This is a genomic window from Butyrivibrio proteoclasticus, from assembly GCF_900115735.1.
In the GTDB taxonomy this organism is placed as follows: Bacteria; Bacillota; Clostridia; order Lachnospirales; family Lachnospiraceae; genus Butyrivibrio; species Butyrivibrio proteoclasticus_B.
The window spans coordinates 1-12,778 of record NZ_FOXO01000007.1 but is presented as its reverse complement, the minus strand read 5'-3'; the positions used below and the strand labels follow the sequence as shown (position 1 = coordinate 12,778).

General features: G+C 40.7%; 13 protein-coding genes and 1 riboswitch. Of the genes, 2 read left to right on the top strand and 11 right to left on the bottom strand.

Translation table 11 applies throughout. The features are described 5' to 3' along the window. Nucleotide 1: 1 nt before the first annotated feature. From cbiD to BM146_RS05715, 7 genes are read right to left on the bottom strand one after another with little or no spacing between them, the layout of a single operon-like run. Nucleotides 2-1,111: a cobalt-precorrin-5B (C(1))-methyltransferase CbiD gene (gene cbiD, locus BM146_RS05745; protein WP_074885697.1), complete on the bottom strand. Its 1,110-nt coding sequence runs from the start codon at nucleotides 1,109-1,111 to the stop codon at nucleotides 2-4. After that, nucleotides 1,108-1,737 (bottom strand): precorrin-8X methylmutase, encoded by a 630-nt coding sequence (locus BM146_RS05740; RefSeq protein ID WP_074885694.1) that lies wholly within the window; start codon nucleotides 1,735-1,737, stop codon nucleotides 1,108-1,110. Before BM146_RS05740 ends, cbiD begins: the two co-directional genes overlap by 4 nt. A gap of 2 nt (nucleotides 1,738-1,739) precedes the next feature. Continuing rightward, nucleotides 1,740-3,197, bottom strand: a complete 1,458-nt coding sequence (locus BM146_RS05735) for a cobyric acid synthase (protein WP_074885691.1) — start codon at nucleotides 3,195-3,197, stop codon at nucleotides 1,740-1,742. Nucleotides 3,198-3,201: 4 nt separating this feature from the next. Next, entirely contained in the window at nucleotides 3,202-3,996 is a 795-nt protein-coding gene (locus BM146_RS05730) for an ABC transporter ATP-binding protein (protein ID WP_074885688.1), read from the bottom strand. Then, nucleotides 3,989-5,011 (bottom strand): FecCD family ABC transporter permease, encoded by a 1,023-nt coding sequence (locus BM146_RS05725; protein WP_143087429.1) that lies wholly within the window; start codon nucleotides 5,009-5,011, stop codon nucleotides 3,989-3,991. Before BM146_RS05725 ends, BM146_RS05730 begins: the two co-directional genes overlap by 8 nt. Next, the gene (locus BM146_RS05720; protein WP_143087428.1) at nucleotides 5,008-6,495 is read right to left on the bottom strand and encodes an ABC transporter substrate-binding protein; all 1,488 of its coding nucleotides are present in this window, start codon (nucleotides 6,493-6,495) and stop codon (nucleotides 5,008-5,010) included. Before BM146_RS05720 ends, BM146_RS05725 begins: the two co-directional genes overlap by 4 nt. 26 nt (nucleotides 6,496-6,521) lie before the next feature. Beyond that, a complete protein-coding gene (locus BM146_RS05715) occupies nucleotides 6,522-8,147 on the bottom strand; it encodes a sirohydrochlorin cobaltochelatase (RefSeq protein ID WP_074885676.1) in 1,626 nt (541 codons plus the stop codon). Between the two features lie 137 nt (nucleotides 8,148-8,284). After that, a riboswitch (cobalamin riboswitch) is annotated at nucleotides 8,285-8,463 on the bottom strand. A gap of 119 nt (nucleotides 8,464-8,582) precedes the next feature. Here BM146_RS05715 and BM146_RS05710 point away from each other — a divergent pair. Beyond that, nucleotides 8,583-8,945 (top strand): CidA/LrgA family protein, encoded by a 363-nt coding sequence (locus BM146_RS05710; RefSeq protein ID WP_074885673.1) that lies wholly within the window; start codon nucleotides 8,583-8,585, stop codon nucleotides 8,943-8,945. Next, a complete protein-coding gene (locus tag BM146_RS05705; protein ID WP_074885670.1) occupies nucleotides 8,942-9,634 on the top strand; it encodes an LrgB family protein in 693 nt (230 codons plus the stop codon). Before BM146_RS05710 ends, BM146_RS05705 begins: the two co-directional genes overlap by 4 nt. A 244-nt stretch (nucleotides 9,635-9,878) precedes the next feature. On the opposite strand, the gene BM146_RS05700 is transcribed toward BM146_RS05705, so the two are convergent. From BM146_RS05700 to BM146_RS05685, 4 genes are all read right to left on the bottom strand, one after another. Next, on the bottom strand, nucleotides 9,879-10,745 hold the full coding sequence (locus BM146_RS05700; RefSeq protein WP_083413419.1) for an Abi family protein: 867 nt from the start codon (nucleotides 10,743-10,745) through the stop codon (nucleotides 9,879-9,881). A gap of 259 nt (nucleotides 10,746-11,004) precedes the next feature. Beyond that, the gene (locus BM146_RS05695; RefSeq protein WP_074885664.1) at nucleotides 11,005-11,520 is read right to left on the bottom strand and encodes a metallophosphoesterase; all 516 of its coding nucleotides are present in this window, start codon (nucleotides 11,518-11,520) and stop codon (nucleotides 11,005-11,007) included. Between the two features lie 54 nt (nucleotides 11,521-11,574). Next, complete coding sequence (locus tag BM146_RS05690) at nucleotides 11,575-12,192, bottom strand: hypothetical protein (protein WP_074885661.1); 618 nt, start codon at nucleotides 12,190-12,192, stop codon at nucleotides 11,575-11,577. A gap of 335 nt (nucleotides 12,193-12,527) precedes the next feature. Further along, nucleotides 12,528-12,778: ATP-binding protein (locus BM146_RS05685; RefSeq protein ID WP_177201599.1), on the bottom strand; the 251-nt coding region annotated here is incomplete at its 5' end.

Genomic DNA, 12,778 nt, shown 5'->3' with positions numbered 1-12,778 from the left:
TTTACATCAGTAAATCTTTTGCACCGGCAGACTTTGCAAGTATCCCAAAATCCCCGGAATAGATGACACATTCTATCTGTATTTTCCCCTGAGCCCTGAAGTTTAGGTAAAACAAAACCTTCTCAAGTACAATGTCCATGGTCTCCTTAAGTATCCCAGCCTCTTCCACAAGGCGAAGTGCTTCCTCAGTGTTTGTGCACCCAAGTATCTTTCTTGCAAGTGCAGAATCACCATTAGCCAGGATTCCGCAACAGGCAAGGATTTCCATTCTGCAGTCAGCCTCATGGGAATGAGTATTCATGATACCGCCCGCAACTTTGATGAGCTTTCCGATATGGCCTGTAAGAACCATTTTCTCAAATCCCATATCGCATACCATGTCTACGGTTTCACCGATGAAATTGGAGCACTTTACGCTTTTATCAAGGTCATATCCAAAATTATCCTTCATAAACTGCTGGCCAAAATTGCCAGGAGATACTATGGCAACCTTCTGCCCAAGAGCTTTTTTCTGATTAAGCTCTACCCTTATGGTATCAAGAATAGCCTTAGTACTCATGGGCTCAACAATGCCTGTGGTTCCAAGTATCGAAATTCCGCCCTCAATTCCAAGCCTGGGGTTAAATGTCCTTTTTGCAAGCTCTTCCCCCTCTGGAACGGAGATCTCAACTTTCAAAACGCCATTAAAGTCAAAAATACTGCACACTTCTGTAACTTCTTTTTGGATCATCTCCCTGGGAACATGATTTATTGCAGCATTTCCAACCTCCTGGTCAAGTCCAGGCTTTGTAACTCTTCCAACTCCGATTCCGCCGTCAATTATTACTTTCAATGAGGAATGTATATCTTTTTCAAAAGAATCCTCTATAATACTTACTTTTGAAACAATGTGGCTTCCTGTTGTAACATCCGGATCATCACCACCATCCTTGATAACAGCGCAGGTTACATAGGTCTTTCCCTGTTGTATATCCACGATCTTAGCCTCAAACATAACACCAGCAGGGGTCTCTATCTTAATCGTGCTTTTTTCTTTTCCCGAAAGCAGCATGTACGCTGCTGCCTTTGATGCAGCCGCAGCACAGCTCCCTGTTGTAAATCCTTTTCTCATAGGCCATATACCAATGCATTTACGATAGCTGCAGCTATATTACTGCCGCCTTTTCTTCCGCGGTTTATTATGTACGGGACATCTGATTGTAAAAAGAGCTCTTTTGCCGCTACTACATTTACAAATCCCACCGGCACACCAATGACAAACTCAGGTCTGTAGATACCTTTTTCCATCATCTCATATAAGGAAATAAGGGCTGTCGGGGCATTTCCTATGGCAAAAATTATAGGAACATTAAGCTCTGCTGCCCTTTCCATACTTACAGTTGCCCTTGTGACTCCGCGCTCTTTCGCCTCCTTAGCAACACTTTCATCAGCCATGAAACAGTGGACTTCTCCGCCGTACGTAGCAAGTCTCTTTTTATTGATGCCCGCCATGGCCATATTGGTGTCGGTAACGATATGTGCGCCGTTTTTTATCATATCTCTGGCAATCTTTATGGCGTTTTCTGAGTAGGCAAGAGTATCAGCATATTCGAAATCCGCACTTGTATGTATCACTCTTTTTGTGACAGGAGCCTCTTCATCAGGAATTATCTTGCCCATGTCCTCAAGCTCTTTTGTTATTATCTCAAAGCTTCTCTTTTCAATTTCAGAAGGAAGTACAAATTCGATATTCTCCATATTCACCCCAAAATGCTGTATATATAATCCATGTCCAGGTTATCTCTGACGACCTTCGCAAGCCTGTCATATTCGTTTTCCTTAAAGACCCTGTAATTTACTGCCTCTCCAAGCTTTATGCCTTTTTTATCTGCTATCTTTTTTACCAGGTCAAGAGCTATATCACCTTCATCGAAGACTCCGTGAACATAGGTGCCAAAAACATTCTCCTGCTGGCATGACAAAAGAGCTTCTCCGGTTCTGCCCTTAGTCTCACCCATATGTATTTCATAGCCTGTATATTTTGCTCCTGAGAGCACATCAAAGAAGCCATCCATCCGGTCAAAAGTACCTTCACACTGGGTTCTTCTTTTTTTATCCTTAAGCATAGTTTCTACAGGCAAAAGGCCAAGTCCCTTAATACTTCCGCCCTCTTCAACTTTGTCAGGATCGCTTATTATTCCTCCAAGCATCTGAAAGCCTCCGCATATGCCAATAACCGGACAGGAGGAAGATTTTCTTTTTATGGCCGCCTCTATTCCGGACTCCCGCATCCACCTAAGGTCTCCTATAGTATTCTTACTGCCGGGGATGATGATAAGGTCCGCGCTCTCTATATCTCTGGGATTTGTTATAAATCTCACGTTTACCCCATCAATGCTTTCAAATGGAGCAACATCTGTAAAATTGGATATCCTGGGAAGCCTTACTACTGCTACCTCTATTGAAGGGCCATTCTCCTGCCTGTGATCCGTAAGCCTTTCGCTAAGGCTGTCCTCATCATCTATGAGAAGTCTTGTATATGGCACCGTTCCTACAACAGGCACATGTCCCATCTCTTCTATCATCTCTATTCCGGAATCAAGAAGACTCTTATCCCCTCTGAACTTGTTGATGATCAGGCCCTTTACTCTTTCTCTCTCGTCTTTTTCAAGGAGTTCCAAAGTACCAAGGAGCTGGGCAAATACGCCTCCCCTGTCGATATCCCCCACAAGAAGGACCGGCGCATCAATGAGCTTTGCAAGTCCCATGTTGACTATATCATCTGCCTTCAGATTGATCTCCGCAGGGCTTCCTGCGCCCTCAACCACAATAATGTCTGCCTGCTTTTCAAGCTCGTGATAGGCTGCAAGTATATCGGGTATCAGTTTCTTTTTATATTTAAAATACTCTCTGGCAGGCATATTACCTATAACTTCGCCATTTACTATAACCTGAGACCCTATGTCATTTGTGGGCTTTAACAAAACAGGATTCATGTACACAGAAGGCTTTACTCCTGCGCATTCTGCCTGCATTGCCTGGGCTCTTCCAAGCTCTAATCCATCCTCTGTGACAAAAGAGTTAAGCGCCATATTTTGGGATTTGAATGGCATAACTCTATACCCGTCCTGTTTAAATACACGGCAAAGGCCGCCTGCTAAAAGGCTCTTTCCCACATTGGACATAGTTCCCTGAACCATTATTACTTTTGTTTTCATATATTTACCTGTTTATAAGCTGAAAAAGAGCGTCTGAATAGCCTCTAAGTCCGTCAATCAGCGTCTTTCCACAGCCTTTTTCCATGTGATATATCTCTTCTATTGTCTCACCGGTTACTATCTCTTCTGGTGCTCCAACAGCTACGACTCTTCCATCATTTATCGCAACCACTTTATCCGCTAAAGCCTCTACAAATTCAAGATCATGCATAGAGAGCACAACCGCTATGTTTTCTCTTTTAGCCATCCTCTTGATTATTGACAGGATATCCACTTTGAACTGAATATCAAGAAAAGAAGTGGGCTCATCAAGGATCATTATCTCAGGCTCCTGACAGATTGCCCTGGCAAGCATGATCCTCTGTCGCTGTCCGTCGCTAAGTTTACCAAAGTCATTCTCTGCAAATTCTTTTGCATCAACCAAAGCGATCGACTGATCAACTTTTTCCCAGTCCTTTGGAGATAGTATTCCAAGTCTTCCTGTATAAGGGTATCTCCCTGTTGCCACCACTTCTCTTGCGGACATAAGCTGCGGCGTGATCCTCTTTGTTGTGACCATAGACATCACAGTTGAGAGTTCTTCGCCATTTACAAGTTTGTCCTCTTTTTCTTTTATATAAATATTTCCTGATAGTTTCTCAAGCTGCCTTGTGATGGTATTAAGGATCGTAGACTTGCCTGCCCCGTTAGGACCTATCAGTGCCACGATCTCACCCGGCATAACCTCCATTGTGATGCCTGAAACTACATTTTTTCTATAGCCGACATCCAACTTGTAAACTCTTAATACTTTATTCACTTCGTCTCTCACCTCGCCTTAAAAGCAGCAGGATAACAACAGGTGCAAGCCCCACAGCCGTCACAGAACTGATACTAAGTTCCATGGGTGCAAAGGCTGTCCTTGCTACATCATCGCAAATAAGTGTAATAATTGCTCCTCCAAGGAAACACGCAGGTATCATGATAAGTGTTTTTTCTGTCTTAAAAAGACCACGCATGATATGTGGAACTGCTATTCCCACAAAAGATATAGGACCGGCAAAGGCTGTCACTGTTGCCGACAAAAGGCTTGATGCAAGAATAAGGATTACTCGTAATGCCTTTATATTGACTCCCATGTTCCTTGCATACGCTTCACCAAGCTGATATGCGCCAATAGGCTTTGAGAGCATGAATGATAAAAAAAGGCATGCAAACACGATGATTACCGATATCCGCACATGCTCTATTGTAGTTCCTGAAAAGCTTCCAAGTGACCAGTTATGGAGATTAACAATATTAGAGTCTTCTGCAAAACACACAACAAAATCAGTTATTGCAGAGCATATGTACCCGATCATAACGCCGCATACTACTAAAAGAGACATATTGCGGACTTTACCAGCCAGGCTCAGAACGATCCCCATTGAAAGAAGTGACCCCAAAAATGCTGCAGCTATCATTCCAAAGGATGAAAATACCCTGCCGCTTTTTAATAAAAAGACCATTACAAGTGCGACAAAGAGCTTGGCTGATGAAGACACACCAAGCACATAAGGCCCTGCAATGGGATTTCCAAAAAATACCTGTAATAAGAAGCCTGAAACAGCCAGCGCTCCGCCCATGATAACTGCCGCAAGGATCCGTGGCAGTCTTATTGTCAGTAAAATATTCCTGGCAAGATCATCTACTGATCCATTAAAAAGAGCATAAAGCTCTTTGATGCCTATATCTGCACTTCCTGTCAGCACAGAAATACACCCAAGGATCACAAGTAGAACTACCAATATGAAAATAATAAGAATCTGATCAGCGGTTCTTTTTTGCAAAATCATTCCTCTAACCTGTACAAAAAGCTAAGCTTTTTTGTATCGCCTTCAAGTATATTATTAACGTCCTCTATAAAATCAGCAGCGCTTGTGCTCTGCTGAAAAAAGCTCTCCGGAAGGCAATATATCATGCCACTTTTAAAAGCTTTAAACTCTTCAAGAAGCGGCATCTTTTCCGTCAGTTCTTTTTTCCTGTCTATATTCCCCTCGATGGTGCCGTTGTATATAAGCAGGTCTGCGTCTTTTGCCCCTGCATAAAAATCCTCCACTGTAATATTCATAGTGGAAAGATTACTATCTTCTTCGTCAGTCAAACCTTTTGGAACATAAATGCCTCCCGCCAGATCTATCATGGAGCTTATATAATCTCCATTTTGTCTGACTGTCACTGTTCCATTTGAATTAATAGAAAAAACTGCTACCGATTTCCCTGTTTTTTCTTTTGCTTTAACCTCGTTTACTCTTTTTTCCTGCTCATCAAAAAGAGCTGTTGCTTCATCAAGTTTGTTATAAATTACTCCGTAGAGTTTTACCCACTCAAGTCTTCCAAGAGGGTCACTCTCATAGCTTGAGCGCTCTATCATAACTGTGATCCCAAGGCTTTTAAGTTTCTCATAGACCTCCGGGTTGTGATAGATCATCGTATTTTCTATTGCAAAATTGCAGCCTTTCGATAAAAGAAGCTCATAGTCAGGTGCCGCATATTTTCCCGCATAGAGAAGGCTGCCGCTCTCCATGGCCCTTTTGGCCTCATCTACTGACCAGTCTTCTTTTTTGGTTCCTGATAGTCTTATACTGTCCAGAGCTCCTATTGAAGCAATAAGGTCCATTACAGATGTTGACACCAGATAAGTTTTATCAGTCTTTATTGTTTCATATTGGGAAGCCGTATCTGAGCAGCTCTGCAAAAAACTCTGCTCTAAATCTCCACTTCCAATAGTTATGAAATTATATTTGTTTTTCTCGCTATCCTCGTAAAAGTCTACCTTAAACTCTTTTGCATACTTAAGTTCAAGGCTTCCTGTAAGACTTAGTCCTTCCGTCGAAGTGTGTCCTAAGTTTATTACCGGGGTTGTGCTCTCTTTTGAAGAAATGTCTTTTTCTCCTGTTCCATGAACGTTAAGCCTATACTCTATCTCATGGGGCGTACTCATGGCAGTTGTATCCGCAATCACCGTAAATTCCCGATCAAATTCAGGAACAGGTATAGTAAACTTTGATTTTTCTCCGGCCGAAGCCTCGTTAAGAAATTTTTGCCCGTCAACTATCATGTAATCATAGTTTGAACTGGACCATGTGACCACTACTTTGATCTTTCCATCCTTCACTACTACTTCAGTCGGAGATTCAACTGTTGCTTTGCCGCTTCCTCCCTCTAAAGAAACTTCGCAAACATATTCTCCGTCGGCAAGTATTTTGTTTTCTGTATTCTGACCACACCCCGTAATTATGAGCAAAAGAGCTATGATCATTGCAAGTGTCTTTTTCAAAATAAATGCCTCCGGATTAGAAAATATTACTGTGTTACAGAAACTTTATGATCGTACCACTTGCCTTTTTCACCTAAAATGGCAAGGTCGAACTCCTCTGAAAGCTTCTCAACAGGAACATCAAAACCATTTACGGTTTCTTTGCTTCCATCGCTGTAAGTAACCTCAACGTCATAAGGCTTAAGCCAGTCTGCTTCATTCTTCTCAGCATCGGCTGCTGTTCCAACATAGAGATTAACTATCTTTTTGGAAACAAGCGCAATTGAAACATACGCTGTTCCATCTTCATTTACTGTCAGTGTGCCTTTTCCATTGTTAGCTTCATTAACACGGAACATACTTGAATCTGTGTTAAAAGAAACTTCGTAAGTACCTTTTTCAAGAGCTATACCAGATTCCTCTGATTTTACTGAATCACTGTTTTTTTTTATTGCATCAGCTGTGTGCTGAACATAAAGAGCCTCAACATTCTCGATTCGGCCAAGACCTACGATCTGGCAATCAACTGAAAGGCCTGCTGCCTCAAACATTGACTTCCATGAATCCTCGTCATCACCTGCCATGTCGTTGTTGGCATGATCTCCTGCTACAACCATAAGAGGTCTTAAGATGACCTTTGTATAACCTGCTTCCTGAACAGCAGCGATTACATTTTCACATGATGTCTCTTCAGGCTCACCCTCTACAGTTCCGACGAATACATTCTTGTAGCCAAGTTCATTCATCTGAGTCTGCATCTGAGAATAGGTAACCTTTGCAGCATGGCTTGTGCCATGGCCCATGAATACAAAAGCAGTCTGCTCATCTGCAGCCTTTTCAAGACTCTCAAAGCCAGCATCCAAAAGAGCTGCATTTGTTATCTCTTTTGCTACAGTCTGCTTATCTTCGTTGATGATCGTTGCATCAGCGCCAACTTCTCCAAGAAGTGGCTCTGAGATCTTAACTGTCTCAAAAGAATCAGCGTATTTATTAACTGTTTCAACAAGCTCGTCGTACTCTGCACCATGCATAAGGTGTGTAGGCTGGATCACAAGATTTTTTACCCCATTATCTACTGCTCTTGTAAGAGCCTGATCCACATTATCGATCTTCTCACCATCTCTTGCCTGAATATGGTTGATAATGATCTGAGCTGTAAATGCTCTTCTTACTGAATAATCAGGATTTGCTGCAGCAATTGCCTTTTCAATTCCGCCAATATCCTCAACGCGGCTGTCACTAAAAGACGTGCCAAAGCTTACAACAAGGATCTCATTTTCACCTATTTCGTCCTGATTAAGTGGATCATCCAATGAAGCATCACCTGTATCTCTTCCAAAATAATCAGGATCAGCAAATTCTCCTTCGACCATTTCTTTCTGTGCATCAGTGAGTGCATCCCAAGCCTCCTTGGCAGCAGCGCACTGAGCATCTGTCTCGTCTGTCCTTGTCTGAACATAAATAGCATCAATTAAAGCAGCTACCTTATCAGCAGCTTCCTGATCAGATGTTTCCTGAGTAGTAGCTGCTTCCGTGCTTGCCTGTGTTTCTGCTGCAGCTGATGTTTCTGTAGCAGCACTCTCGGAATTACCTGCCTGACTGCTGCCGCAACCGCAAACTGCAAGTGCTGTCAAAGCTGTCAGAACAAGTGTAGTAACTAGATTCTTTTTCATTTTTCCTCTCCTTTACAGGGATTTCATTCTGCAACTTTGACGCAATAAAAAGAAAAAGACCACATGCGTAGTGGTCTTCAAATTCAGATAGATATATCAAAAGATATTTCACATGAATCTGATTCGAAGTCCGCAAATCAAAATTGCAAAACTTAGGCAGGTCTCCTGACTTCGATCAACATCTGTGCTATCTTCCCAATTTCTCAGTGATAACAAGCACAGACTCCCTGACACAGTGACGGCTTCGCTCCGGATTCTCACCGGATTCCCTTTTCACCCATCCGCAATGATGGACACCTAAGCTCTATGAAATCTATTATTTTTTCTATGTCAAACTAACATAAAAGAAAAATACTGTCAATTCCGCCTCTTGCTTCTTTAAAATCTTTATGTATAATAGGAAAGTACTTTTTTTGTAATATCGAGGGAAAATTAATGAAGTATTTAAAACAGTTTCTTATTATTCTGGCAATTTCTCTTTTGGGTGAAATATTAAAAGCCATTCTTCCACTACCAATACCAGCCAGCATCTATGGAATGGTTCTTATGTTTGTCTTTCTTCTCACAGGAATTCTCAAACTCAATCAGGTAAAGGACGCAGGTAAATTCCTCATTGAGATCATGCCTGTTTTGTTTATTCCTGCCGGCGTAGGTCTTATGTCATCATGGAATGTACTTAAGCCGGTTCTTATCCCCGTATCGGTTATTACCGTGATCACGATCTTTACAGTAATGGCTGCTACCGGATTGGTATCGCAGTTTATCATTCGAAGGGATAAGAAGGAGAAAACACTATGAACGAATTTATGCAAAGCAGCGCCTATGCAGGCGTAACAATAAGCCTTATTTCTTACGGTCTTGGAAACTTCCTTAAAAAGAAAACAGGCCTTGGACTTTTTAATCCGCTTCTTATTTCAATGATAGTGACAATGCTGTTTTTGCTTGGATGCGGGATTGATTATGACACCTACAACGAAGGCGCCAAATATCTTAGCTGGCTTTTGACACCTGCTACCGTGTGCCTTGCCATTCCTTTATACGAAGAATGGGAGCTTCTTAAAAATAATGCAAAAGCTGTAGTTATCGGCATTTTTTCAGGTGTTATAACAAGCCTTGTGACAGTTTTCGTACTTGCCAAGCTCATGGGACTTTCTCATGAAAGCTATGTAACCCTCCTTCCAAAGTCAATCACAACAGCCATAGGAATGGGCGTTTCACAGGAGCTTGGAGGATATGTAACTATCACAGTTGCAGTTATTGTCATCACCGGAGTTTTAGGAAATATCTTAGCTGAAATTATCTTTAAACTCTTTAGGATACATGAGCCTATATCCAAAGGCCTTGCCCTCGGAACTGCCGCCCACGCAATAGGAACTGCCAAAGCTATGGAGATTGGCGAAATAGAAGGTGCCATGAGTTCACTTTCAATCGCTGTAGCCGGCATCCTTACTGTCATATTTGCATCAGTCTTCGCAGGACTAATCTGATCTGGGCAGCTTAGTATTTTGCTATACCTGTAAGCGGAACCTTGTTAACCTTGCTAAAGGCCAGGAAATTGATCACTACTGAGAAAAGAGTATTTTTCTTTAAGAAAACGCTCAGCCTTATCAAGCTCGAGCATTCCATACTGGAAGTTCCATTCTCGTCCGCAATGCGTGCTCACCGGAACAACCACGGCTGTAACACTCTTTTACATAGTTTGAAGTGAAGGGGGTAAGAAATAGCGGACAACTATTTATACATCAACATCGATTTCCATTTATATGGAAAATCAATATGTGCCTTTACTATGTCTGATTTATACTTTCTCATTAGTTTTGCCAACGGCTTTACAAATTCCTCGTTCCATTTTTTATGATCCGGATACATCAGCTTCAGCATATATAGCTGCGCAAATAATCTCCTAGTAGGAATATACTTCTCACCTTGTGGCATCCTAGGTAGCGCTGTGAATATCCAATAGTACAATCTAGAATAATGTGCACATTTATTTCGTAAATCAGTAAGACATCTAAACCAACTATCGAGTACCTGATAATTCACACCATATGTATTTTGTGCAATAGTCGCTTTATCTATATTAGGTAAATCACGATAAAAATATGAAAGCATTCCAATAGAAAAATACTCGATCAATACCCATATAGGAAAATGCCCACCATAATTATTCATATGATGCTTTACAACAAGTGTACGCTGGTTTTCAGCTATACAAGCTGACACACGTTGTAAAAAGGCATTGTGGTTATGTTTGCTATTATAATTTGTACTATCTGTATAGCCTTCTGCATCATACTTCTGAGAATGGTAATATGAAATCTGAGATTTTAAGTATATCTCTATTTCATCTATAGTTCCCATTATCAACTTTCTTAATTCAGAATCAAAATAGTATATATTCTCTAATTGCTCAAAACTTGTATCTTCATGAAATTTTTTGTCTGTTTTTGAAATAAATGGAAGAAAATATCCCGAAAACCTATAATAGTTTACATGATTGAGAAACAAGATAACATTACCACTGTCGTTAATCTTAAGTCCCTTATTTCTTAATATCTCAACCTGCTCCTTATAAGTCTTAGACTTTTTAAGTTGCATAATAACCCCTAAAATAAAAATGTGCTCCCATTGGACACTTCAATGAGAGGTGTGGGAGCTCCTGTTAGTTTCATTATAACAAAAGCTACTTTTTTTCAATAACATTTTTCTGTCGTCAGATATATTGTATAGTTTATCTGACGAACTGCTACTATTGTTATACTGAGTGGTTGTTTCCAAAATGGAAATAACCACCTTCAGCAATTTTCTAATGCCATCATACATATTTCAGTGCGATATGCATATATTCTTCCAGCATTCATTTAGTGCTAAAGAAATCAATTATCTGCTTTACAGAAATCGGATAAAAACTGTTGGCATCTACCCCAACATCATATCTAAATATTCCCTCTTTTCGGTTTTGCTCGTTATAATCCATCCGAGCGTGAATATGACCATGAAGCTGTATGCTACCACTATTTTTCTTAGGCCAAGAAAGCATGGGATAATGCATCAAAGCAAAATAGCGTCCGTTAAGAGATACAGTCATAAAATCTCTCACATCCTCAAATAGACTCGGATCATACTTTTTATCATGATTACCAGAAATGAGATATTTATTGCCATTCATTTTCTGTATAATTTCATTTGCAGCATCTGCCGTCATATGATGACAAACGTCTCCCAGTATATAAACCGTGTCATCCTTGTGAACTACTGCATTGTAGTTTGTAAGGATGGTCCTATTCATTTCCTCAATAGAATCGAAAGGCCGATTCTGCATTGATATAATTCCCCGATGTCCCAAGTGTTGATCTGCTGTAAAAAATATCATTCAGCCACCTCTAAACTCATTTGTAGTATAACGATACTCACAAGCAATTAGTCCTCACACCAATTCCCTCATATAGCCAGATTCATATATGTTCCTATATACTCTGTCAGGGTAAAAACGCAAATATTCCTTTACTACCGAAAAATCCAGTCTTGTTGTATTAACATACTTTTTCAATTTCTTCAACAGTTCTCCACCGCTGATCTCGCTGTATTTGTCAATATTTGTCATCAGATCAAGGAACTGGAGAGCAGATACATTTCTCTCAGTAATAGTGTCAACAGGCTTGTACACAATAATGGCATTACCGTCAAAGTCCTGTTTTCTCTGCTTAGTAGTAGCTTCATTGCTGCAAATTTCATAGCAAGCTGGATTTTGTGAAGTAAAGCCATATTGATTTGCCAGTTGAAGTCCTGTAACATATCCAGAAATAGCACCACCAGAATTCAGATACTTCTTATCGATATACTTTTCTACAGATATTTTTCCCTTTGTTCCCAGGCTTGTAACATATGGAAGATAGTAAACGCCGTTATAAAGTCGCTCCAGCCTGCCTTCATCAACAAGCTTCTTCATCTCCTGCCTTAGATAATCCTTGGAATTTGCAGGTATTTCTTCAAGAAAAATGGGCTCACCATCTGTAAAGTTCTCAATCAAATAATCAATTACCATAACCCCCTCATGTTTTTGAAATTGTTATTTTCATTTTTATAATATGACCATTCAAAATATATTGCAAGTAAAAAAGCCCACACCTTATGATGCAGACTTTTTCATATATCTATTATTCTACTTGTCACGTTTATTATACAATTATCGTGACGCTTCCAAAACAATATCCTTAATTCCTGCCCTGATCTTCGACTTGGGCACCACATGATTCAAATTGCCATTCTTCCAAAACCGGTCCATGACTGAATATTCTTGTGCGGCGGAGCCGCCTATCCGGTGTGGCGTGAGCCACGTGTCCGGACAAGCGTGAGCCACCTTTATTTGTACCTTTACAATTACATACGGTCAGTTTCTGATAAACCATAAACCTCTCGCATGGAAAGATCCTTGGATGGATCTATTGGAACGATGTTGATGACGTATCCGTCATGTACGATACGATCTAGTATAGCATCTGCCAGAGGGGAATCATCTCCTCCGAGCTGTTCATACCAACCCTCTTTTGTATATTGAGAGCAGAAGATGGTGGAGGATCTCTTTCTCCTTCTGTGGAGCAGCTCAAAGATGTCTGTCTGCTCTTCTGGTG

Coding starts and splice junctions, on each gene's coding strand:
- cbiD (WP_074885697.1), bottom strand. CDS start 1,111: ATGAGAAAAGGATTTACAACAGGGAGCTGTGCTGCGGCTGCATCAAAG.
- BM146_RS05740 (WP_074885694.1), bottom strand. CDS start 1,737: ATGGAGAATATCGAATTTGTACTTCCTTCTGAAATTGAAAAGAGAAGC.
- BM146_RS05735 (WP_074885691.1), bottom strand. CDS start 3,197: ATGAAAACAAAAGTAATAATGGTTCAGGGAACTATGTCCAATGTGGGA.
- BM146_RS05725 (WP_143087429.1), bottom strand. CDS start 5,011: ATGATTTTGCAAAAAAGAACCGCTGATCAGATTCTTATTATTTTCATA.
- BM146_RS05715 (WP_074885676.1), bottom strand. CDS start 8,147: ATGAAAAAGAATCTAGTTACTACACTTGTTCTGACAGCTTTGACAGCA.
- BM146_RS05710 (WP_074885673.1), top strand. CDS start 8,583: ATGAAGTATTTAAAACAGTTTCTTATTATTCTGGCAATTTCTCTTTTG.
- BM146_RS05705 (WP_074885670.1), top strand. CDS start 8,942: ATGAACGAATTTATGCAAAGCAGCGCCTATGCAGGCGTAACAATAAGC.
- BM146_RS05700 (WP_083413419.1), bottom strand. CDS start 10,745: ATGCAACTTAAAAAGTCTAAGACTTATAAGGAGCAGGTTGAGATATTA.
- BM146_RS05695 (WP_074885664.1), bottom strand. CDS start 11,520: ATGATATTTTTTACAGCAGATCAACACTTGGGACATCGGGGAATTATA.
- BM146_RS05690 (WP_074885661.1), bottom strand. CDS start 12,192: ATGGTAATTGATTATTTGATTGAGAACTTTACAGATGGTGAGCCCATT.